This is a genomic window from Bartonella sp. AP258QHHD (genome assembly GCF_042196145.1).
Taxonomy (GTDB): Bacteria; Pseudomonadota; Alphaproteobacteria; order Rhizobiales; family Rhizobiaceae; genus Bartonella.
In genome coordinates, this window is the sequence record NZ_JBHIPR010000014.1 from 79,723 (window position 1) to 103,113 (window position 23,391).

The 23,391-nt window shown below is 38.2% G+C and carries 16 protein-coding genes and 3 pseudogenes; 10 read left to right on the forward strand and 9 right to left on the reverse strand.

What is annotated here, in order from left to right; all coding sequences use genetic code 11:
- Positions 1-127: 127 nt before the first annotated feature.
- The 3 genes from dnaA to acnA all read right to left on the reverse strand — a co-directional run bounded on the left by dnaA (position 128) and on the right by acnA (position 5,592).
- Positions 128-1,699 (reverse strand): chromosomal replication initiator protein DnaA, encoded by a 1,572-nt coding sequence (dnaA, locus tag ACFIMM_RS01365; protein WP_375611430.1) that lies wholly within the window; start codon positions 1,697-1,699, stop codon positions 128-130.
- Positions 1,700-2,400: 701 nt separating this feature from the next.
- Entirely contained in the window at positions 2,401-2,667 is a 267-nt protein-coding gene (gene rpsT / locus ACFIMM_RS01370; protein WP_375612830.1) for a 30S ribosomal protein S20, read from the reverse strand.
- Between the two features lie 237 nt (positions 2,668-2,904).
- Positions 2,905-5,592 (reverse strand): aconitate hydratase AcnA, encoded by a 2,688-nt coding sequence (gene acnA / locus ACFIMM_RS01375; RefSeq protein ID WP_375682585.1) that lies wholly within the window; start codon positions 5,590-5,592, stop codon positions 2,905-2,907.
- Between the two features lie 295 nt (positions 5,593-5,887).
- Here acnA and ccmA point away from each other — a divergent pair, with 295 nt between their 5' ends.
- The 5 genes and pseudogenes from ccmA (at position 5,888) to ACFIMM_RS01400 (ending at position 8,807) form a co-directional block, all read left to right on the forward strand.
- A complete protein-coding gene (ccmA, locus tag ACFIMM_RS01380; RefSeq protein ID WP_375611428.1) occupies positions 5,888-6,499 on the forward strand; it encodes a heme ABC exporter ATP-binding protein CcmA in 612 nt (203 codons plus the stop codon).
- Positions 6,500-6,510: 11 nt separating this feature from the next.
- Positions 6,511-7,176 carry a heme exporter protein CcmB gene (gene ccmB, locus ACFIMM_RS01385; protein WP_375611427.1) on the forward strand — a complete coding sequence of 222 codons (666 nt, stop codon included), beginning with the start codon at positions 6,511-6,513 and terminating at the stop codon, positions 7,174-7,176.
- Between the two features lie 46 nt (positions 7,177-7,222).
- On the forward strand, positions 7,223-8,002 hold the full coding sequence (locus ACFIMM_RS01390) for a heme ABC transporter permease (protein WP_375611426.1): 780 nt from the start codon (positions 7,223-7,225) through the stop codon (positions 8,000-8,002).
- Positions 7,990-8,240: pseudogene (locus ACFIMM_RS01395) on the forward strand (hypothetical protein). Before ACFIMM_RS01390 ends, ACFIMM_RS01395 begins: the two are co-directional and overlap by 13 nt.
- A pseudogene (locus ACFIMM_RS01400) lies at positions 8,215-8,807 on the forward strand (DsbE family thiol:disulfide interchange protein). The pseudogenes ACFIMM_RS01395 and ACFIMM_RS01400 overlap by 26 nt, the downstream one beginning before the upstream one ends.
- Positions 8,808-9,648: 841 nt before the next feature.
- Here ACFIMM_RS01400 and ACFIMM_RS01405 read toward each other — a convergent pair.
- The 3 genes from ACFIMM_RS01405 to ACFIMM_RS01415 are packed head-to-tail and all read right to left on the reverse strand — an operon-like array spanning position 9,649 to position 12,833.
- Positions 9,649-10,650 (reverse strand): Hsp33 family molecular chaperone, encoded by a 1,002-nt coding sequence (locus tag ACFIMM_RS01405; protein WP_375611423.1) that lies wholly within the window; start codon positions 10,648-10,650, stop codon positions 9,649-9,651.
- A gap of 36 nt (positions 10,651-10,686) precedes the next feature.
- A complete protein-coding gene (gene argF, locus ACFIMM_RS01410) occupies positions 10,687-11,622 on the reverse strand; it encodes an ornithine carbamoyltransferase (RefSeq protein WP_375611422.1) in 936 nt (311 codons plus the stop codon).
- Positions 11,619-12,833 (reverse strand): aspartate aminotransferase family protein, encoded by a 1,215-nt coding sequence (locus ACFIMM_RS01415; protein ID WP_375682605.1) that lies wholly within the window; start codon positions 12,831-12,833, stop codon positions 11,619-11,621. The genes argF and ACFIMM_RS01415 overlap by 4 nt, the downstream gene beginning before the upstream one ends.
- A 490-nt stretch (positions 12,834-13,323) precedes the next feature.
- On the opposite strand from ACFIMM_RS01415, the gene ACFIMM_RS01420 reads away from it, so the two are divergent.
- Together ACFIMM_RS01420 and ACFIMM_RS01425 are read left to right on the forward strand one after the other, a co-directional pair.
- The gene (locus tag ACFIMM_RS01420; protein WP_375612825.1) at positions 13,324-13,863 is read left to right on the forward strand and encodes a GcrA family cell cycle regulator; all 540 of its coding nucleotides are present in this window, start codon (positions 13,324-13,326) and stop codon (positions 13,861-13,863) included.
- A gap of 528 nt (positions 13,864-14,391) precedes the next feature.
- Positions 14,392-14,640: pseudogene (locus ACFIMM_RS01425) on the forward strand (Arm DNA-binding domain-containing protein); the annotation flags it as partial.
- Between the two features lie 135 nt (positions 14,641-14,775).
- Here the strand turns inward: ACFIMM_RS01425 and ACFIMM_RS01430 are convergent.
- Both ACFIMM_RS01430 and ACFIMM_RS01435 read right to left on the reverse strand, forming a co-directional pair.
- Positions 14,776-15,366, reverse strand: coding sequence for a Smr/MutS family protein (locus ACFIMM_RS01430; RefSeq protein ID WP_375611420.1), 591 nt, complete (start codon positions 15,364-15,366; stop codon positions 14,776-14,778).
- Positions 15,367-15,418: 52 nt separating this feature from the next.
- Complete coding sequence (locus ACFIMM_RS01435; RefSeq protein WP_375612823.1) at positions 15,419-16,111, reverse strand: Tim44/TimA family putative adaptor protein; 693 nt, start codon at positions 16,109-16,111, stop codon at positions 15,419-15,421.
- A gap of 174 nt (positions 16,112-16,285) precedes the next feature.
- On the opposite strand from ACFIMM_RS01435, the gene ACFIMM_RS01440 reads away from it, so the two are divergent.
- Positions 16,286-16,780, forward strand: a complete 495-nt coding sequence (locus ACFIMM_RS01440) for an FxsA family protein (RefSeq protein ID WP_375612822.1) — start codon at positions 16,286-16,288, stop codon at positions 16,778-16,780.
- A 142-nt stretch (positions 16,781-16,922) separates the two neighbouring features.
- On the forward strand, positions 16,923-17,399 hold the full coding sequence (gene secB, locus ACFIMM_RS01445) for a protein-export chaperone SecB (protein ID WP_375611417.1): 477 nt from the start codon (positions 16,923-16,925) through the stop codon (positions 17,397-17,399).
- Positions 17,400-17,466: 67 nt separating this feature from the next.
- Here secB and ACFIMM_RS01450 read toward each other — a convergent pair whose 3' ends face one another.
- Positions 17,467-19,767, reverse strand: a complete 2,301-nt coding sequence (locus tag ACFIMM_RS01450) for an NADP-dependent malic enzyme (protein WP_375682586.1) — start codon at positions 19,765-19,767, stop codon at positions 17,467-17,469.
- A gap of 195 nt (positions 19,768-19,962) precedes the next feature.
- On the opposite strand from ACFIMM_RS01450, the gene mutS reads away from it, so the two are divergent.
- Positions 19,963-22,707 carry a DNA mismatch repair protein MutS gene (gene mutS / locus ACFIMM_RS01455; RefSeq protein ID WP_375680929.1) on the forward strand — a complete coding sequence of 915 codons (2,745 nt, stop codon included), beginning with the start codon at positions 19,963-19,965 and terminating at the stop codon, positions 22,705-22,707.
- Positions 22,708-23,391: the final 684 nt, after the last annotated feature.

Genomic DNA, 23,391 nt, shown 5'->3' on the forward strand with positions numbered 1-23,391 from the left:
CTCTTTAAGAATCGCCTGCTAGAGTTTATTAAACCTCTCTTAAAATGGCAAGTCACTCCTGCATAAGAAAAAATAAATCTTTTCATTAAATTCTTTAAAGTCTCTCCAAAGAAAGAAACGATAAACACTATACAGCCTGTTCTCCAATCAACCGCTTAAGCAACTCAAGTTCCTTAGCCAAGGTCTGATCACCACAAACCAAATCTTCAATTTTACGCACAGCGTGTAAAACTGTTGTATGATCACGCCCACCAAAACGGCGCCCAATTTCTGGCAACGAGCGAGGAGTTAATACTTTTGCTAAATACATTGCAACTTGCCGTGGCTTCACAACCGTACGTGTTCGACGATTAGATAACAAGTCCTGTTTAGAAACATTATAATGGCGTGCTACCGTACGCTGAATTTCTTCAATCCGAATACGCTTAGGTTCACCAGGACGTGTCAAATGACCTAATAACTCATCAATCCGCTCTAAAGATAAATCAGACTCAAAAGATTGACGAAACAAGAGCTGATTAAACGCACCTTCAATATCACGCCCCGACCCTAAAACCGTTTTCGCAATATATTCCAAGATATCATCAGAAATTGATACCATGCCATCATCTTGTTGTGCCACCTTCAACCGCTGGCGCAACATTTGCAAACGCATTTCATAATCTGGTGCTTCAATTTCAAGAGCTACCCCTCCCTGAAGACGAGAGCGAACGCGAAGATCAAGCGATTCTAATTCTGCTGGTGGACGATCTGCAGCGACAACAACCTGTTTTGCACTATCAAGCAACATATTAAGCAAATGGCAAAACTCGTGTTGTATCGACTTACCCTGCAAAAACTGCATATCATCAATAATCAAAAGGTCGATATCACGAAGCTGTTCTTTAAAAGAAAGAGCATCATTATCACGAATAGCTGTTGCAAAACGCCACATAAAATATTCAGCAGTTAAATAAATAACGCGCGCAGACGTTAAACGCTTCAATGCAGAAGCAGCAATCGCTTGAAGCAAATGTGTTTTTCCTAAGCCAACAGATGCGTGAATAAAAAGAGGATTAAAACGTAAGGCACTTTTATGCCCCTCTGCAATGGAACGCGCAGCTGCTAAAGCAACACGATTAGAAGCCCCCTCAACAAAACTTTCAAAAGTATAGCGAGAATCAAGTGGAGATCCAAAAACTCCCGTTTGAGAATTCTTAACTGAATGCTCTGCGCAACTTTCAACAAAAGATGAAGTCGCCTGCTCCTCTAGCACAACAGGAGGAACACTTCTTTTACAAACGACATCTCTTGAAACGCGTTCCATACCACGAACAATAACTTCAACACGAAGAATTGCTGAATTCTCTTGTTTCCATAAATGAGTCAAAAGAGAACCATAGTGATTATTAATCCATGAACGCAAAAAAGCAGTAGGAACAGAAAGCTTTACAAGAGTATGACTATATTCAGCAAGCTTCACACGTCCAAACCAACTGGTATAAGCCTCAACACCAACCTGCACCTTTAATTGCGCCATAACACGTATAAAAGCCGCCGCACTTTCCTCCTCTGAAACAATAGAATGCCCTATAGAAGCATTTCTACAAACGTTCTCATCACTTTCCGTCATCCTATTCTTTATTATGTTCTCTGCCGACAGGATATTTACCGAAACCCTTTTAAAGGAACTAGCTTTAGAGTTCAATTTATCCACCATCTTCCATCCTGATAAAAATAAAATTTTGTCCTGCCAAACAACTAAAATAAATCTAGCGAAGGCAAAACGCCCTACCCCAAATAAGATTACTCACCCTCCCCTAGGATAGCCTCATCACAACCCTACTAACAAAGATGACCAATAAGATTTACTTGCACTCATGATATGACCCACCCTTCTAAAATGGTAAACATATCCATTAAGAAAACTAAAAAACCGTCAGAAAACCTCTCCAACACAAAAGTTTCGAAAAGCCTAAATCAAAACATCTTGTATTCAACAAAATACAGAATAATGCGCTGATGTGACCCCTTCATGCTTCTTAGTCTTCATAAGAACCATACAAAACAGCAGAGGTAAAATGCAAGAGGTCAAAATAAAATCAAAAAACCCGAAAAAAATGCTTATATTAATGAGGACTGAAAAAAATATTGATTCAATTCATTTTTTTTCTCTAAATTTACCAATAATTAAAGAATCTCTTCAGATTTAAAAAAAAAAATAAAATGCTTGACAAAAAAGACTCTGTACAAATCCACAAAGCTTGTGGATAACCATACCTCCCTCTATAAACTTTCTCTCCTTTTTCAAGTGGAGAATCATTATCGATTCTTATTTTCAATAGAAACTTTTGAAATAATAAACAAAAAGCCAGCATCCTCATGGATACTGGCTTTGTTCTCAATTAAAGGAGAAAAAGCTTAAACGCTGAGAGCCTTCAAACGTTTAGCTAAACGCGATACTTTCCTCGCAGCAGCATTTTTATGAAAAACCCCTTTAGAAACTGCACGCATAATTTCAGGCTCAAAATTCTTAAATGCAATCTCTGCAGATGCCTTATCGCCACCCGCTAAAGCATCATCAAACTTACGTATAAAAGTACGAACGCGTGAACGGCGGGCCTTATTAACCTGTGCGCGCGCCGCAACCTTGCGCACCGCTTTTCGAGCAGAAGGTGTATTCGCCATAAATATAATCTCTCTTTCAACACCTTGGTAAAATGAATCTCAATAACAACTCTACCAATATAAATAAATCCAACCCAAGCAAAACTATAAAGCTGCCTATAACCGTGTGGGTTATAGCGCAATCCTAAAGCTAACGTCAATTAGATTTTCAAAGATAGCCATAAAAAAACGAAGCCAAACTCTTTGATCCGCAACTTTATAGCTTAATAATAGATATTCCTTAACAAACAAAAGAATTTAAACGGCTAACTTACGCAAGACATATTGCAAAATTCCACCATGATGCAAATAATCTAGCTCATCTTCAGTATCAACACGGCATAATAATGGAACGGTTTTTACCGTACCATCAGAAAAAGTAATTTTCGCTACAGTCTTTTGACGAGGTTTCAAGTTATGAATCCCTTCAATTGTCACCTTTTCATCTCCCTTTAAGCCTAAAGATTTCCAACTTAGCCCCTCCTCAAAAACAAAAGGGACAATGCCCATACCAACAAGATTAGAGCGATGAATCCTTTCAAAAGACTGCACAATCACTGCTTTGACACCAAGAAGATTGGTCCCCTTGGCAGCCCAATCGCGGGATGATCCATTACCATATTCAATACCTGCAAAAACAACGAGTGGAATACCTTCTTGTTTATACGCCATTGCTGCATCGTAAATGGTTTGTTCTACCGCTGACGGATAATGAACCGTATAACCTCCTTCTCGACCATTTTCCCCTAACATGAAATTACGAATGCGAATATTGGCAAAGGTCCCACGCACCATAACTTCATGATTCCCACGACGCGTTCCATACTGATTAAAATCAGCCACTTTAACACCATGATCGATTAAATATTTTCCGGCAGGAGAAGCTGCTTTAATAGAACCAGCAGGAGAAATATGATCCGTCGTGATTTTATCACCAAATAAACCTAAAATCCGTGCATCTTTAATATCTGGTAAGATATCAGGTGTTTTCTGCATATCATCGAAATAAGGTGGATTGCGTACATAGGTGGATTGCTCATCCCAAGAATAGGTAGAACCCGTAGGAATCTGAACTTTTTGCCAATTTTCATCTCCCTTAAAAACATCTGCATACTTTTCGGCAAAAACCTTCCGCGTGACATTTTTTTCGATAAACTCCTGTATTTCTTGAGAAGTTGGCCAAATATCTCTCAAATAAATGGGGTGGCCATTTGAATCTTCACCTAGAGGCTCCTTGGTTAAATCTTTACACACCGTCCCGATGAGCGCATGTGCAACAACTAATGGTGGTGAAGCTAAATAATTCGCTTGCACATCAGGGGAAACACGCCCTTCAAAATTACGATTTCCTGAAAGAACCGCAGATGCAATTATACCATTGTCATTAATCGTTTTGGAAATAGCTGGATGCAAAGGACCAGAATTCCCAATACATGTTGTGCACCCAAATCCTACTAAGTTAAATCCTAATGCATCTAAATCTTTTTGCAGACCCGAATTTTGAAGGTAAGCTTCAACGACTTGTGAACCAGGTGCAAGAGAAGTTTTTACCCATGGTTTACTCTTAAGACCCTTTGCCACAGCATTTCGTGCCAAAAGACCCGCTGCAATAAGAACACTTGGATTCGATGTATTCGTACACGACGTAATCGCAGCGATCACCACATCACCGTGACCAAGCGTATATTCTTCACCCTCAACCTGATAACGCTTATCTTGTCCAGAAGTCTTCTTATAGTCTTCGACCAATGCCTTCTCAAAACCCTGCCCAACATTTTCCAATGCAATACGTCCTTCAGGACGTTTAGGACCAGCCATAGAAGGGACAACGGTTCCCATATCTAATTCAATTGTATCACTAAAAATGGGATGAGCCACCATTTCATCATGCCACATCCCTTGTGCTTTGGTGTAAGCCTCCACTAAGGCAATCCGACTTTCATCACGCCCTGTCATATTGAGATAACGCACTGTCTCCTTATCAATTGGGAAAAAACCACACGTTGCTCCATATTCAGGTGCCATATTTCCAATCGTTGCCCGATCAGCAAGCGTCATATGCTCCAAACCAGGACCAAAAAACTCAACAAATTTACCGACAACACCCTTCCGACGTAGCATTTGGGTCACCGTTAATACGAGATCGGTGGCTGTTACACCTTCCTTAAGTTTACCTGTTAGACGAAAACCAATCACTTCAGGTAACAACATAGAAACAGGTTGGCCTAACATTGCTGCTTCTGCTTCAATACCACCAACACCCCAACCTAAAACCCCTAAACCATTTACCATAGTCGTATGCGAATCAGTTCCCACACAGGTGTCAGGATAAATCGTCTCACAGCCCTCTTCATTCTTCATCCATACACATTGTGCTAAATATTCTAAGTTAACCTGATGACAAATCCCTGTTCCTGGAGGAACAACGCGAAAATTTTGAAAGGCTTGTTGCCCCCATTTAAGGAAACGATAGCGTTCACCATTGCGTTCATATTCATGCTCAACGTTTTCCTTAAAAGCCATGGAATTGCCAAAAGCATCAACAATAACTGAGTGATCAATGATGAGATCAACGGGAATGAGAGGATTAATTTTTTCAGCGTTACCGCCAAGTTTAACCATAGCATCACGCATTGCAGAAAGATCAACAACTGCTGGAACACCTGTAAAATCCTGCATAAGAACACGTGCAGGACGGTAAGCAATTTCTGCCCCAGCGCTCCCTTTGTCGTTTAACCACTTAGCAACATTGAAGATATCCTCTTTTTTAACTGTGCGACCATCTTCGAATCGCAATAAATTTTCGAGAATAACTTTCATCGAAAACGGTAAACGAGAAACACCTTCAAGTCCGTTCTTCTCCGCTTCAATCAAGCTATAATAAGTATATTCTTTGCCACCAACATTTAATACTCTACGACAATTAAAGCTATCAATTTGAGTCATGACTGTCCACCCTCATACTATAACCACCCAATTTCCAGGAATGAACAACACAAACTACGAGTCAAGGTCGCAGCTTGAGCGCAGACGCAATTACCTCCGCCATCCATTTCCCCCTCCACCCTCTAGGCATAATGCGGAAATCAGCGCCAGAAACCATTTTACACCAGATATTGATGTAAGGTATCCCTTATAGAACTATTTCTAGAACTATTCTAGGTACAATTGCATAAAAAATGTGTTTTTTATTCTATAATGCAATAAAGAATATGAAAATAAAAACAAAATAGGCAATCACATGGTGTTATCAGGCAAAGATTTAGCCGCTTACAGAAACGAGGAAATTCTGTTTCAAGGTCTTTCTTTTTGTTTATTTTCACAGCAACTTATGACAATCACCGGTCCTAATGGTATCGGAAAGTCTACATTACTCCGAATCATTGTCGGTCTTCTTGAGGCTGCTGAAGGTCATATAATACTTAAAGACCATGATCAAATATACCCTGTTGCAACTGCTTGTCATTATCTTGGTCCTCAAAATGCTATGAAACCTCTCTTATCTGTCATTGATAATTTGCAATTTTGGGCAGATTTTTACGGTCAACATTTACGTTTTGCGCATGAAGCTCTTGCCGATATTGGTCTTTCTAACCTTGAACATTTACCCTTTAACGCTCTGTCAACTGGACAACAAAGACGCGTAGCTATTGCTCGCCTTTTGCTCTCCTATCGTCCTCTTTGGATTTTAGATGAACCAATATCTGGGCTTGATAACCATGCTCAAAAACTCCTCGCTCGTATTTTCCAGCGTCATCTCAATCAAGGTGGTATGATTATCGCTGCAACTCATAATTCCATAGGCATTCCAGAAAACCATAAAATCGCTCTGGAAAAATTTTTACCTCTCTAGGAGAGAATAAAATGAAAGCACTGTTCTGGCGTGATCTTAAACTATTATTAGCGCTACAAGCCACTTCACTAACAGGATTATTGTTTTTTATCGCTGTTGTTGTCATAACCCCCTTTGCCATTGGACCAGATCCCAAAACTCTTGCACAAATAGGACCAGGTATATTGTGGTTTGGAGCCCTTCTTGCAGGACTCCTCAATCTGAACAAACTTTTCCAAATCGATCGCGATGATGGTAATCTCGACCAATTTATCCTTTCAGGAAAAAGACAAAGTTTTACACTAATTGTCTTTACAAAATGTCTTGCCCATTGGGTAGGAACAATGCTTCCTCTTATTTTTGCCACACCTATTTTAGCCCTCATGCTCCATTTAGATGTAGTAATAACTTTTACAACAATACTTACCCTTTTATGCGGAACACCAGCTATTATTTTTATTGGTGCTATAGGCGCTGCACTCGCAACCTCATTGTTGCACAGTACTTTGCTTATTTTTATCATTATCTTGCCGTGGATCATTCCAATTATGATTTTTGGTGTTTCCGCTGCTACAGCCCCAATAAACCCAAATACCTCTTTTCTCACTTCTCTAGCTCTTCTCAGCGCTTTTTCACTTCTTTTGAGTCTCTTTAGCTCTTTTGTTGCTGCGATAACGCTTAAACTTTTATCAGAATAATAAAAGATGATTGCCGCATAGCAAAACTCTGCCTATTATGAATTTTATGAATAAACTATCTCGTACATATAAAATCAGGTTACTCCCTGCAAGTTTCACCCTTTTCATGAAAATAAGCAGAGTCGTCTTACCTTGGTTGGCCGGCATAACATTGTGTTTCCTTATCTTAGGGCTTATTCTAGTGATGCATTCCCCTGATGACTATCAACAAGGCATTACTGTTAAGATTATGTACCTTCATGTACCCTTTGCGTGGTTGTCTACATTCTGCTATGTAACGATGAGTGCAGCGGCTTTAGGAAATCTGATTTGGAAATATCATCTTGCTGATGTAGCACTTAAATGTGGAGCGCCTATTGGGGCAATTTTTACCGCCTTGGCTCTCATGACAGGAGCGCTTTGGGGGCGACCTACATGGGGAACATGGTGGGTCTGGGATGCACGATTAACATCAGTTTTAATTCTGCTTTTTATCTATCTCTCCATTATCCTGCTTGGGCGTGCTTTTGACAACCAAGTAAAAGCCGCTCGTGCTACTGCAATTCTTACACTTGTTGGATTTGTTAATATCCCTGTTATTAAATTTTCCGTTAATTGGTGGAATACATTGCATCAACCAGCATCATTGTTACGTGCTGGAGGATCAACAATCGACAATGCTATGTTATGGCCCCTTATAACAATGCTCTTTTGTTTCATCTTTATGTTTATTGCTCTTTATTTGATGGCTATGCGAAATGAAATCAATCGTCATTATATCCGAATACTTCAGATTAAAAAATCCCGTCGTGCACAACAACAGGACGCTTCATCATGCTCGACCTAAATGGCATCCACGGCGGACTTTTAGGAAATCTATCTCAGAAAATTGATTTTTTCCTGAGCACCCTTAAACACGAGCAAATTGTTGTTTTAAGCTATGTGCTTTCTGCAATATCCCTCTTATGTCTTATTGGATATATTCTTTGCAAAGCCCTCTACCAAAAAAAATTCTCCAACAGCTAAACAAAAAAGAGCTGTCACAAAAAGAAAAGTATAATGAAAAACATCCCTCCAAAACTTAAAAAAAATATATCTTTGCCTGTTCTGCTTGTTTTTTTGGACCATTTGTGCTTTTTCTTCTTCTCATGATGTTTTTTTTCAACTTTATGGATAAAAAACACCTTCAAGATTCTTCTCTTCTCCCAAACGCATTAGCTGAAAAACCTGCTCCCAATATTTATCTTCCTCTTCTTGATAAAGAAAGTTATCTCAATTCAAAACAGTTTAAAGGACGTGTCACATTGGTCAATTTTTGGGGTTCTTGGTGTTTGCCCTGTCGCGAAGAGCATCCTATTCTTATGCAAATTGCACAAGATAAACGTTTTGATCTGATTGGTATTAATTACAAAGACAATAAAACAAACGCCCTGCGCTTTTTAAACAGTTTTGGTAATCCTTTTAAATTTATTGGCTTTGATGTTTCAGGATATACAGCCATTGATTGGGGAATATATGGACCTCCAGAAACCTTTCTCTTGAATAAAGAGAGCATCATTATTGCCAAACATGTTGGTCCCTTAACATGGCAAATTTATCAAAAAAAAATTCTACCAAAAATTGAACAAGCGATTATGACAGAAGAAAAATAATGCAGGTTTGTAAAAACATAACGTTTTATCATGCTATGTATGCTATTTTATTTATACGGACCATCATTCTTCTTAGAAAAATTTTACAAGAGCATTACCATTGTTGATTCAAAAACATGTGTAAAGAAATATCTGTTTGGGAGCTTTATTTTTGATTATTTGGACAAAACAATATTGCTATAGAACCATCGTTAGCTTAGTGACAGCAACCAACTATTGTTTTCAAAATCATATAGTATTTTTTCTCCGCTTTTTTATCTGAAATACACATTGTTATGAGGGGACTTCACCACTATTCTCATCTTTATAAAATAATAAATCTGCTCTTTTGCAGCGTCATTGTTATATTTATTCCCATTACACTTATCTGTTTGTAATAGACTCCATAAAGTCTATATTGAATCTATACATTCTTATTCTCTCGATAATTTCCCTTATGATTATAACTAATAAGCTTTATTGAGTCTTAATAAGATAAATTCGAGTAAGAAAATATGACTACAATCAAAAAGTCTCATTTAACAGAGAAGATAAGTTATGAGTACATACTCAATTTATCAATGAAAATTATAAAAGAATTCATTGTAAGAAATAAACTTTTGAGATGTAAAAAGTACAAAAGAAGCTTTTTCGAGAGGAGAAAATATATTTTACAGAGAACTCTTTTTTAAGCACTCTATGACGTAATTACCGATCTCAACAGAACGATCACTCGTATACACTAAAAAAACTCTAAGACAAGAAATATTCTAGAAGTTCATATGAGCTTATGCGTAAACTTTTATGACGCAAATAAAATAGGCTTTTGTTGCAATCATCATTTTTTATGAAAAATATTTGATTATGTTTTTTCTTCTAAAAATTCTTGCGGTGTAAAACAATATGTTTTTGAGCAAAATTCACATGTGACTGAAATATATTTATTTTTAACCATTTTATTGCGTTCATCAATAGAAAAGCCTTCTAGGATTCCTTTAATTTTTTCGTGTGAACAAGAACATTGATCGACAAGAGAAAAAGGGTTAAAAACTCTAATACCTTGTTCATGAAAAAGACGGAACAAGAGCTGTTTACTACCGACTTGGGGATCTGTTAATTCTGAACTTTCAATCGTTGCCATGAGTATTTTAGCTTCCTGCCATTGGTTATCCAATTGGGTATGAGTTTTCGTTTCTTCTCGCTTTTGATGAGGGGCATCTATTTTATGATGAGACGATTCTTGGGGTAAAAGTTGGATCAAAATACCTCCAGCTCGCCAGCTTTTCTGCTGTTTTCCTTGTTGGTCACGATTAATTAATATAGCAACAGCCAGACGGATATCGGTAGGAATTTGTTCTGATTGATCAAAATAAATACGAGAAGCTTCTTGTAAATTTGATCCATCTAATGCAACTATCCCTTGATAGGGTTGCATATGGGGACCTTGATCAATTGTGAAAGCTAAAGTGCCTTTTCCTAAAAGTGTTTCTGAAGAGGTTTGACCATTGTCTATGGCTTGTTTAAGCTGTTCTTTATCAAAACGAGCGTATCCACGTAAACTTGAAGGAGGCAAAAAATCGCACACCAACATATTAACTGGTCCATCGGAATGAGTTTGTAAAATAAATTTTCCCGTAAGTTTTAGAGAAGTTCCAAACAGAACCGTTAAAAGTAAAGCTTCTGCTAGAAGATAAGAAACCGGTTCAGGGTATTGATGTCTGTTAAGAATAGAATTTAAAGTTTCCCCAAGTTGTACGGCACGTCCACGGATATCAAGTTCTTCAACTTGAAAGGGAATAACACTATCATCTTCATGCAAGAAGTTGTTGTTGAGAGAGGCTTCATCTTTAGCTTGTTCACTCATAGCTTTGCCTTTTTTATATAATTTGTTGTAGGGAGGCTATTGTGGAGAGAAAAACGCATCTTGTAAACACCAAGAAAGAATTGCTTTTTGAGCATGAAGACGATTTTCAGCCTCATCGAAAACAACGGAGTGCGGTCCATCAATCACAGAATCAACCACTTCTTCACCACGATGAGCAGGAAGACAATGCATAAAAAGAGCATCAGATTTTGCTAATTTCATGAGAGATTCATTGACTTGATAAGGCTGAAAAATAGAATGACTGCGAGCACGAAATTCTTGTCCCATGGAGACCCATGTATCGGTCATAATACAATCAGCATCTTGAGCCGCTTTTTGAGGATCATGGGTTAGCATAAGATGTGCTCCCCGCTCACGTGCCCAATGTACAAATTGTTCCTGTGGTTCACTGCCCTTTGGTGTGGCAATACGCAAATGAAAACCAAAAAGAGCTGCAGCTTCAATTAAGGAATGAAGCACATTATTACCATCCCCCATCCACGCAAATATTTTGCTAGCAATTGGCCCCCGATGCTCCTCATAGGTTAAGATATCTGCTAGAATTTGGCAAGGATGTGTATCATCTGTAAGGGCATTAATGACAGGAATTTGTGCATATTGTGCCAATTCGAGCATACGTTGGTGTTTCGTTGTTCGCAATATCACGATATCCACAAAACGGGATAAAACGCGCGCCGTATCAGCTATGGTTTCACTATGACCAAGTTGCATCTCTGAACCCGTGAGCATGATTGTATCTCCGCCAAGCTGGCGCATACTGATATCGAATGAAATACGGGTTCGTGTGGATGGTTTTTCAAAAATCATCGCAAGTGTTTTACCTATAAAAGGTTTTGAACCTTTTCCTGCTTTAAAAGATGCTTTAAGGATCTTTGCATAATCGATCAGTGCACGTGCTATTGCTGGCGTTAAAATGGATAAGTCCGTGAAATGACGAAGAGCATTTGTCATGTGTGTGATATTTGTCTTTCTTTGTTTACTTGTGAAAGATACGCTATTGCTTTTTCAATACGATGTAAACTTTCATCTATTTCTTCTTCCCTAATGATAAGAGGAGGCAATAAGCGCACAACGTTGTTGTTGGCTGCAACGCTTAAGAGATATTCATTTTCCAAAGCATTAACGAAAAGATTTGAAGGTACAATACACTGAATACCCAACATAAGCCCCATCCCCTGAACTGCGCAGATAATATCAGGATAGATATTGAGAATGTGCAAAAGTCCACTTTTTAGTTTATCCCCCATACGCTGAACATGGTTAAGAAAACTTGGCTCTAACAAAACATCAAGAACACTATTTCCTACAGCCATTCCAAGAAGATTTCCTCCAAAGGTTGAGCCATGTGTCCCAAGTGTCATGCTTTTTGCAACTTTATCCGTTGCAAGGCAAGCGCCCAATGGAAATCCACCTCCTAGTCCTTTTGCGAGGGTAAGAATATCAGGCGTGACATCACTCCATTCATAAGCAAAAAGCTTTCCTGTTCGTCCCATGCCCGTTTGCACTTCATCCAAAATCAACAACAGACCATTATCATCGCATATTTTACGCAAAAACCTTAAATATTCATGAGAAACCGTTCGTATTCCTCCTTCTCCTTGAATAGGTTCAATAAGAATAGCGGCGGTATTTTTATTAATAGCGTTACGCAAAGCGATTTCATCACAAAAAGGTACTTGAATAAATCCACCAGCTTTAGGTCCAAAGCCTTCAAGATACTTTTCATGCCCAGTCGCAGCAAGTGCAGCAAGTGTACGTCCATGAAATGCCCCTTCAAAAGTAATTATTTCAATGCGTGCTGAATGACCAGTAGCATAGTAATAATGACGTGCCGTTTTGAATGCGCACTCCAATGCTTCAGTGCCTGAATTGCAGAAAAAAACCTTATCCGCAAAACTATTTGCACAAAGCCGCGTGGCAAAAGATGCTTGTTCAGGAGATTGAAAAATATTAGAAACATGCCAAAGTTTTTCAGCTTGTATCTTGAGCGTATCAACCAATTTTGGATGTGAATATCCTAATGCATTAACAGCAATGCCAGATGTGAAATCAAGATAATGGTCTCCTTTATCGGAAATAAGCCATACACCATGCCCCTGTTCAAAATGCAAATTTCGTCTTGCGAAGCATTCATAAAGTGGTTGTATAGAGACGGCATCCATCATAATTCCCTTTATATTTTAGTCTTTTCAATATATATATATACAAAGCAACACTACAAATAAAACAGCATGGTATATTTCGTTACGGTGCTTTCAACATTTCATTACGATTAGTGATTACACCTATAGAATAGATCATTACACCAATTGAAAAAAAGTCAATGAAGGTTCTACAAATAAGCATTTTGGGAAAAAGCCTTAAACAAAAGTGAAAGTTTAACCTATGATTGATTTGCAAGTTGGGGAAAACATTCTAAATAAACTCTTTAAGAGGTAAAGACTCTTGTCATAGAGTGAGTGCATATTGTAATTTACAATATAATAAGCAAGATGATGTGTTTTGATTTGTAAATCCACAGGTTGGATGATTTTTTTATGCTCACGTAGAGTGTAAAGTTCTTTCATTCAGCGTAATGAAAACATTATTTAAACATTTGAAGATGCAACGGGGGAGAGCATCTTAGTGACGTAATCGGAATGGAGTGCTGGTATGGGTTGGACATGTGAACGCGTTGAGCTTCTTAAAAAGCTTTGGAGTGAAGGGTTAAGTGCAAGTCAAATTGCTGCTCAATTGGGTGGGGTCAGCAGAAATGCAGTCATCGGCAAAGTACATCGATTAAAGTTACCAGGACGTGGTAAGACAGCACAAGGAAGCACCACGCGTGCGCAAAAAACTCCCGTGGGAAGTAGCAGCCCATCATCTCCACGTGTGCGTCGCAACACATCCACGGTATCGCCAATAAACACATCATCTGTAAGTATTGAAGAAACCGCTTTAAAGACAGAATTTGTAGTGGAAGATGTAAAAGAAGTTGATATGTCCACAAAATCCAATGTAGTTGTGCCTATATCACGTCAACTTAATCTTCTACAATTGAGTGAAAATACATGTAGATGGCCGGTTGGCGATCCATTATCAGCAGATTTTCATTTTTGTGGTGCAGATTCTGATGAAAATAGCCCCTATTGTGCCTTTCATGCTAAGCTAGCATTTCAACCAATATCTGAAAGACGTCGGATAAGAGTGTAATATCCTCAATTGAATCTCGTATTCTACGCCTTCTGCGCTTCGCTATTAAATTTTAATTATCGAATTATTATGAGAAAGAAATTTAATGGAGCTTTTAATGAATGAAAAAATTTCTTCATGAAACTATTCAACGAAACTGTATCTTTTGGTGCTATTGCGCAGCTGTGTGTTGTAAAGTTATATTCCTGTTTATTTTCACAATTTTCTTTAATTTAGTTGTACTGCTTTTAACACTATCCATAGCGACATCTTTTGAATAAGCTAGTTTCTCAATTTCTCATGTTTTTATGCTTCGTGTATTTAATAGAGTAATGCTGTGGTTTATAAAAATAATTTATCGCTTTGCAACCTGAATGAGATCCATTTATATCTCTCTCATTTTAAGTCCTCTTATATTGAATCAATCAAAATCTTTTGTTTGGGCGTCACGAGCGAGATGAGAACTGTGGAGAGTTAAAAACACTTAAAGAAAGGCATGCCTCTTATAAATGCTTTCAAGTGCCAAGGACTTAAAGGGTTGTTGCAACATTGGGAGATGGCAAAGTGTACGATGATGCCAGATTGCCCTTTTATTAAGTATAAAGATAGGGGGTGCTTCATGGATTTATCATTATACTCTTCACGGATGCCGTCGCAAAATAGGCTTGGGAGCGTTGAGAGATGTTTCTTTAAAACAAGCCTGTGAATACATGCAATTCAATGTCATTCTGTTTTGCGTGAGGGATGTGCCCCGTTAAAGAATGCGATAAACAAAAGCGTGAAGCAATACGTAGAATGTAAAATAATATCTTTATAATTTTTTATAAAAAATTATAAAGAAGGGAATATTGTATTCAAGGCTCTTACGAAATATACAAAAACAATAAATTATAAGTATAAATAAATATAAAATCTAGAGCGACCACAATAACATCACTTTCCTTCTCCCGACACAAAACGGCGCAACCAAACATAAAGCGCACCTTCTCCGCCATGCTGACGCGCTGCTTGCTCAAACGCGTGGACATAATATCGAAAAGCTGGTGTTGATAACCAATACGGAACAAATCTATACAAAGCTCCATCGCTCCCAACGGATCGTCCTTTTCCTGTAATCACAAGGACATAACGCAATCCTCTCTGCTGAGAGGACTGTAGAAATTTTTTTAAGAAAAAATAAGCTTCTTCCTGCATATAACCATGGAGATCAAGACGCGCCTCAAGAGGACAACGACCTTGGGAAATTTTACGATATGCAACATGATCAAAGAAATGAATCTTTTGTGCTTGTGTAACTGACCTCTTTTCTCTTTTAATAATTGTCGAGGGTTGTTGATTTTCCTGAGACAATGAGGAGATTTGAGTTACAGGCTGTTTTTTATCATTAATATTTGCAATAGTTTCTGAAGCAGAAGAGAGCATCTTACCGTGAAGCGGTGTTATCGTACGACAAACCATCTCCCATAAAAGACGATCTTGTGAAGCCAATAAATCTCTTTTTTGTCTCCATTTACTTGAGGACATTTTAATTTCTCATAAATCATTGAATGCTTATGGAAGAAAAACAAAAAGTATTTTAATTTTCATTTTCTGTAGCAAAAAGCTTCCAGTTGGGATCTGACGATAAACTATTGCGAACAAAAGTCCAAATATCCCTGATTTCTACAATAGCATCAGGATCACCGTCTATACGCTCGCCCTGTTCATTATAAGTAACAGAAATCATCTCACTGACAATACGTATCGTTAAAAGTTCATCTTTTTCTTGTATTGCCGCCGCAACAAATTCGGCCTTATTAATTCCAACAAAAGTGAATTCTATTCTTTCTTTATTTTTTTCTCGTTGCTCAATAGCCATACAAAAGCTCTCAAAAACATCCTGACAAAGCAAGCTTTTAAGTTGATTGCGATCACCTTTGGCAAAAGCTGTTACAATCATTTCATACGCAATTTGTGCACCTTTTATAAAAAGTTGAGGAGAAAAATGAGGATCAATTCTATGAAATTCCCGCAAATTTTTATTCAAAACACTCCCCTCCGGTGAAATTTTATCAATTTCACTAAAGTCGTCTTTTTGTGAATTTTTCTGATGAGGGAACGAAACAATATTATCAGCCGTTTCTGCTTCAACTTGTTTTTTAGAACGTCGTGAATAAGGATCAAAGGGTGGCTTTTCAAACCCAATTCGTTTCCCTAATACATTACGGAGTTGCACAAAAATAACAACCATAACAACAAGAGCTATGACAAGTATAACGTCAAATTCCATAGGCGCTATCAATCTCCAAAGCTTAAGTCTCTAATAAACATTGCAGTCAATACCATTTATCAATAAATATGTAAAATAAGGAATCTTATCATTCAAATATTTTTATAGATTTTGTATTTAAACGGAGTTCTCTTAAGAATTTCTCCCCCTACTCATCTAGAAGGAAACTTTCATGTGATAAAACTTTATTCTATAAATCCTCGTTTTTTTGTTGTTATCTTTCTTTGCATTCTTTTAATCGAGATTGCTGGTTTTATCTTTGTTGGTCAAGAAATTGGTATTTTGGCAACCTTGAGCTTGGTTATTCTCACAACCATAGTTGGGGTTGTTTTATTGCGAATTCAAGGGATTAGCCTCTTAAAAAATATACAAAATGAACTTATCCAAGGACGCACATTAGAGAATAATATTATTAATGATGCTTTCATCATGTTTAGTGCAATTTTACTTATTCTTCCCGGCTTTGTAACTGACCTCTTGGGAATATTACTTCTTATTAAACCAATTCGCTCTGTTGCTTGGCATTTCTTTGCATCATTAAAAAACAAAATGAATCCCAATACTAAAAGAAAAAATGACTCTGAAAAAATAATTGATCTAAAAGCAGAAGATTACACAATTCATGATACGACAGAATCTCCATGGCGCAAAAATGATGATAACCATTGAAATACCTAAAAAATCTGTAACAAACTAAAAAAATATTCAAGATAAAGAGCGCATTTCTTGCAACCTTTTGCAAGGCGTGATAACCAATCTGGTCTTTAGATCTAAAATAAATATACATATTATAATGGAAGAGGTTTGTCGTATGGCCGAAGATGAAATGAATAACAGTGGTGGAGAGCCGGTTTTTGCTGTATTAACTCAATATTTAAAAGATTTATCATTCGAAAACCCTGGTGCTCCTCGTTCATTACGTGCACGTGAAAAATCACCACAAATTGATATCAATATTAACGTCAATGCTAACCCAATTGGTGATGACAATTATGATGTCGTTTTGTCTCTCTCCGTCAAAGCCAATGATGAAACTGAAACCTTATTTCATGTAGAACTTATTTACGGTGGTGTTTTCCACCTTAAAAACATTCCACAAGAACATGTTATGCCACTGGTCTTTATTGAATGTCCCCGTCTTTTATTTCCATTTGCTCGCCAAATTATATCTGATGCTACTCAAAGTGGTGGTTTTCCACCTTTGTGGATTGATCCTATTGATTTTGCAGCACTCTTCCAAAAGCGTCTTTCTGAAGAGCAAAAAGACAATCAAATACAGCCCTCTTAAAAAATTTATTTTTTTGCTATCAAAAAGCCCCTTGATATATTATTGGTATATTAGGGGCTTTTTTCCTTTAGACGACTTTTGCGGCATGATAAGCCGCAAGCATTGCAATATTGACAACATCTGTATCGCTCCCACTAAACGGTACAATTTGGACAGATTTTTCCAATCCAATTAAAATAGGACCAATGATAGTTGCTTCACCGAGTTCTTGTAACATTTTGCTTGCAATGGAAGATGCGTGATATCCAGGCATAACCAAAATGTTAGCAGGCTCCGTTAATCCCATAAATGGATATTGCTGCATCAATTTGGAATTGAGCGCCACATCAGCGCTTATTTCTCCATCAAACTCAAAATCAACCTTGCGTTCGTGCAAAATATTAATTGCATCCTGAATTTGCTGCGTCGTCTGCCCTTTCATGTAGCCAAACGTAGAAAATGCTAAAAATGCTACCCGTGGTTGATACCCAAATCCACGTACAAACGAAGCTGTTTGTTCCGCTATATCAGCAAATTCTTCAGCATTAGGATTTTCATAAACAGCTGTATCGGCAATAAACACAGTTCGGCCACGGCAAATGGCCATTGAAATACCAATCAATCGTTCTTTTGGTTTTTCATCAATTGCCCGACGTATATCGATCAACGCTGTTTCATAATTGCGTGTCACCCCTGTAACCATTGCATCAGCATCTCCTAGTGCCACCATACACGCAGCAAAATAATTGCGATCATTATTGATACGACGATGACAGTCACGCAACAGCCAGCCTTGACGCTGCATCTTTTTATAAAGATAATTCGCATAAGCATCTGTACGGCAAGAAAGCTTGGCATTTATAATAGAAATACCTTCACGCTCCAAATCAATTCCAGCGATAACAGCTGCTTCTCTTATTTGCTCTTCCCGACCAACCAAAATTGCTTGTCCTAATTTTTGATGAACATAAGAAACGGCTGCCCGCATAACTTGTTCTTCTTCACCTTCTGCAAAAACAATTTGTTTTGGCGCTTGACGAACATGGTTATAAACCCCACGCATTATCGAAGAAGTAGGATCACGCCTCGCATTTAAATCACGCTCATAGGCCTCTAAATCATCTATGTTCTTTTGTGCAACACCGCTTTCCATTGCTGCTTTTGCTACCGCTATTGAAACAACTGTGAACAAACGCGGATCAAAAGGAACGGGAATGATATAATTAGGACCAAATTTTAATCGCTTTCCACGATAAGCTTCTGCAACGCTGTCAGGTACTTCCTCATGCGCTAAATTAGCAAGAGCCCTTGCCGCAGCAATCTTCATGTCTTCATTAATAACTGTTGCACGCACATCAAGCGCACCACGAAATATATAAGGAAAACAGAGAACATTATTAATCTGATTTGGATAATCGGAACGCCCTGTTGCAACAATAGCATCATGACGCACTTGCATAACCTCTTCCGGTGTAATTTCTGGATCGGGATTGGCCATAGCAAAAATGATCGGCTGCGGCGCCATGGATTTTACCATTTCAGGGGTAAGAGCACCTTTAGCAGAAACCCCGAAAAATATATCTGCTCCTTCCATTGCTTCCATAAGCGTACGTTTATCCGTTTGAATAGCATGCGCAGATTTCCACTGATTCATTCCCTCTTTACGACCTTCATAGACCACACCCTTTGTATCACATAATATGATATTTTCAGAACGAAAGCCCATTGCTTTAATCAGTTCAATACAAGCAATCCCAGCAGAACCAGCACCATTACAGACTAACCGCGTATTTTGCATATCGCGCCCTGTTAAAGTCAAAGCATTGAGAACACCCGCAGCAACAATAATCGCTGTACCATGTTGATCATCGTGAAAAACAGGTATATTCATCACCTCGCGTAGGCGGCTTTCAATCATAAAGCACTCTGGCGCCTTAATGTCTTCAAGATTGATTCCACCAAAAGAAGGTTCTAAATGACGCACCAAATTGATAAAACTTTCCGTATCATTTATATCAATTTCTAAATCAATGGAATCAATATCCGCAAAACGCTTAAACAGCACTGCTTTGCCTTCCATGACCGGCTTAGAGGCAAGTGCACCTAAATTGCCTAACCCTAAAATAGCTGTACCATTTGAAATAACAGCAACAAGATTGCCTTTTGCTGTATAATCATAAGCTAGCGCTGGATTTTGAGCAATTGCCTTAACTGGAACGGCAACACCTGGTGAATAAGCAAGTGCTAAATCATGCTGTGTTGCCATAGACTTTGTTGCAACAATCTCAAGCTTTCCTGGTCGACCACGACTATGAAAATCTAGAGCTTCTCTTTCGCTCGCACTGTAAACAGTTTGAGACATTTTCTGATCTTGCTCGCTCTTTTTCATCTCACTTTATTTTCTCCAAAAACAGTGTAAATTTTGCTTGATAATGCGTATAGTCATTAAATTTGATTCATATATTAGAAATCGCTATTCTTGCCTTAGCAAATCTGATGATGCGTTGCAATTTAGAGATAAATAGATATTGAAGTAAACAAAAAAGAGTAAAAACTTCACTTAAAGGAAACAGGCCTCGTACAAATGGATAAAAAAAACAATCATAAAAATAATTTAATTCCACAGCCTGCCTCCCCATCTGCTTCCTCTCAAGAACGTCTTACACCTATGATGGAGCAGTACATAGAAATCAAAGCCGTCCATCATGATTCCCTTCTCTTTTACCGAATGGGGGATTTTTATGAATTATTTTTTAATGATGCGATTGAAGCTGCTCAGGCTTTAGGAATCACACTCACAGCACGCGGAAAACATTTAGGACAAGATATTCCTATGTGTGGTGTTCCCGTTCATGCTGCAGATGATTATTTACAAAAACTGATTGCTTGTGGTTACCGAGTTGCTGTTTGTGAACAAATAGAAGATCCTGCTGAAGCAAAAAAACGTGGCTCAAAATCTGTTGTTCGGCGTGATGTTGTTCGTCTTGTAACACCTGGAACAATAACAGAAGAAAAACTCCTTGATCCAACACGCGCAAATTATTTGATGACACTTTCCCGTATAAAAACTAGCGATGGAGAGGAATTTGCTCTTTCTTGGATTGATATCTCAACAGGCATATTTCGTGTAACAGAGAGCCGCCAAGAAAAACTTTTAGCAGATATTATGCGTGTGGATCCACAAGAAATCATTGTTTCTGATTCATTTTTTCATGATAAATCTCACAAGTCACTTTTTAGTGTTCTTGATCGTATCGTTTCACCTCAACCTGCTTGTCTCTTTGACGCACTCACCGCTGAACGCGATATTTGCAATTATTTTAAACTCTCAACTCTTGAAGGCGTTGCCGATTATTCACGCTGTGAACTCTCTGCAATTGTAGCTGCTATTCGTTATATCGAAAAAACACAAATCACGCATCGCCCTCCCCTCATGCAGCCTGAGCGCCAAAATGAAAGTGCAACTCTTTTTATTGATGCTGCAACCAGACTAAGCCTTGAACTTATTCGTACGACATCAGGTCAACGGGATGGAAGTTTATTAAAAGCTATTGATCGCACTGTAACAGGAGGAGGATCACGCCTTCTTATTGACCGCCTTATTGCTCCCCTCACAACTCCTTCAGCTATTGATACGCGTTTGGATTCTATCGATTTTTTTCTACGTAATCCTTCTCTTGCAGAAGCGATAAAGCTTATTTTAAAGGGGGGACCAGATATGCCCCGCGCCGTTTCACGTTTGGCTCTTGGACGAGGAGGTCCCCGTGATATGGCGACAATCCAGCGTGGCTTTGAAATCATTCGTGAATTGCATCAACTTCTTGATAATGAGCTTCTGCCTCAAGAAATAAGTGATGTACAACAGGTGTTCTCAAAATTACCCACAGCGTTATACTTTCATTTAGAACAGGCATTAGCTGATGATCTCCCACTCCTTAAACGTGATGGTGGTTTTATTCGTTCTAATTATCATAAAGAGCTCGATGAAATGCGTGCTTTACGTGATGAATCTCGCCGTGTCATTGCTGAACTTCAAGCGCAATATGCCCAAGAAACAGATATTAAGACGCTTAAAATAAAGCATAATAATATTCTAGGTTATTTCATTGAAGTAACCAGCACACAAGCATCTTCCCTTACAAATAATCCACAAGCTAAAGCACGTTTTATTCATCGGCAAACAATGGCAAACGCTATGCGTTTTACGACAACAGAGCTCGCTGACCTTGAAAGCCGTATTGCCCATGCTGCCAATCACGCATTGACACTTGAACTAGAGATTTTTGATATTCTCGTTCATGAAATTACCAAACAAGTTGATTTTATTCGTAAAGCCTCTGAAGCACTTGCTATTTTAGATGTCTCTGTCGCTTTAGCATATCTTGCTGAAGAACAAGGATATTGCCGCCCTAAAATTGATCTTTCACTTACCTTTCGCATTACAGCAGGACGCCATCCTGTCGTCGAGCAAGCACTCCGCAAACAAGCAGCAGAACCTTTTATTGCCAATAATTGTGATCTCTCTGTGCAAGAAAATCAGCAATATGCAGCAATCTGGCTGTTGACAGGGCCTAATATGGGAGGAAAATCAACTTTTTTGCGGCAAAATGCTCTTATTGCTATTATGGCGCAAATGGGGTCCTTCGTTCCAGCAACTTCAGCACATATTGGTGTCGTTGATCGCCTATTTAGTCGCGTTGGGGCTTCCGATGATCTTGCACGAGGGCGCTCAACCTTTATGATGGAAATGGTTGAAACAGCAACGATTCTCAATCATGCTAGCCACCATTCCCTTGTTATTCTTGATGAAATAGGACGTGGAACATCAACCTTTGATGGACTTTCTATTGCTTGGGCTGCTGTTGAATATCTCCATGAAGTTAACCATTGTCGTGCTATTCTTGCTACCCATTTTCATGAAATGACTGCACTTACCGAAAAACTTGACAGACTGCATAATGTAACCATGAAAGTCAAAAATTGGGATGGTGATGTAGTTTTTCTTCATGAGGTCACACCAGGAGCCGCTGACCGTTCCTATGGTGTACAAGTCGCAAAGCTTGCTGGACTTCCCCCAGCCGTTATTACACGAGCAACAGATGTACTCCATCAATTAGAACAAGGCGAAATGGCTGGAAAAGGACATAAACTCATTGATGATTTACCACTCTTTTCTCTTAAAGCAACATCTCCCGTCAATGAAGCAAAAAACAAACATTGTATACTTCACGAAGCTTTAAAAAATATTCATCCCGATGAACTCTCTCCTAAACAAGCTTTAGAAGCAATTTACCACCTCAAACAGCTTGAAAAGAGTAACCCTTTATAGAAAACAGATGTTATTTTTTATTAAAAAACCTTCTTAATAGGAGATAACGTAACCATTTTTGATATACCACAGCATAAACAGTTATTTATCGTATTCCCATCGCTTTTCTACATAATATATTTTGATAAGTGTAATTGCCTATAGGCAAAACCCTATGCATTATATTTCATATTCCCTTAGATTAATATTGGCTCTTATACAAAAAATTGGTCAAGATCGACTATTTTTACAAGATAGTCGTTTTTTGTAAAGATTGTCATGAAATCTCCTCCACCTTGCAAATACGCCATATTTAGTGAATTATGCTTTTTCACGATCGATATTATTGTTATCATAGCAACATTTCTAGTTTAAAGCTGTTGGTGTTGGAATGCCATCCCATTTTGCATAATAAATTCATAGATAATGGGTCTCGTATTTTCTTCACATTTTAAGTTATAAAGAGCTCTTTTACTGTTTTCATATGAAACATATAATCAGATATATCACAGCTGTACTTTATTTTCATAAACATCCTTCAACTCCTTCCCACACCTTAATGGATAAGGATTTTCATTCGAATAAAGTCTGCAAATAGTCCAGCTTCTAACGGATTTTCCTTGACTTCCTAATCATGTGCTTCTCTTAAACTCAAAGCTTTACAAACAAGTCTAAGAATATTCACCACACACTAAAAACACACTT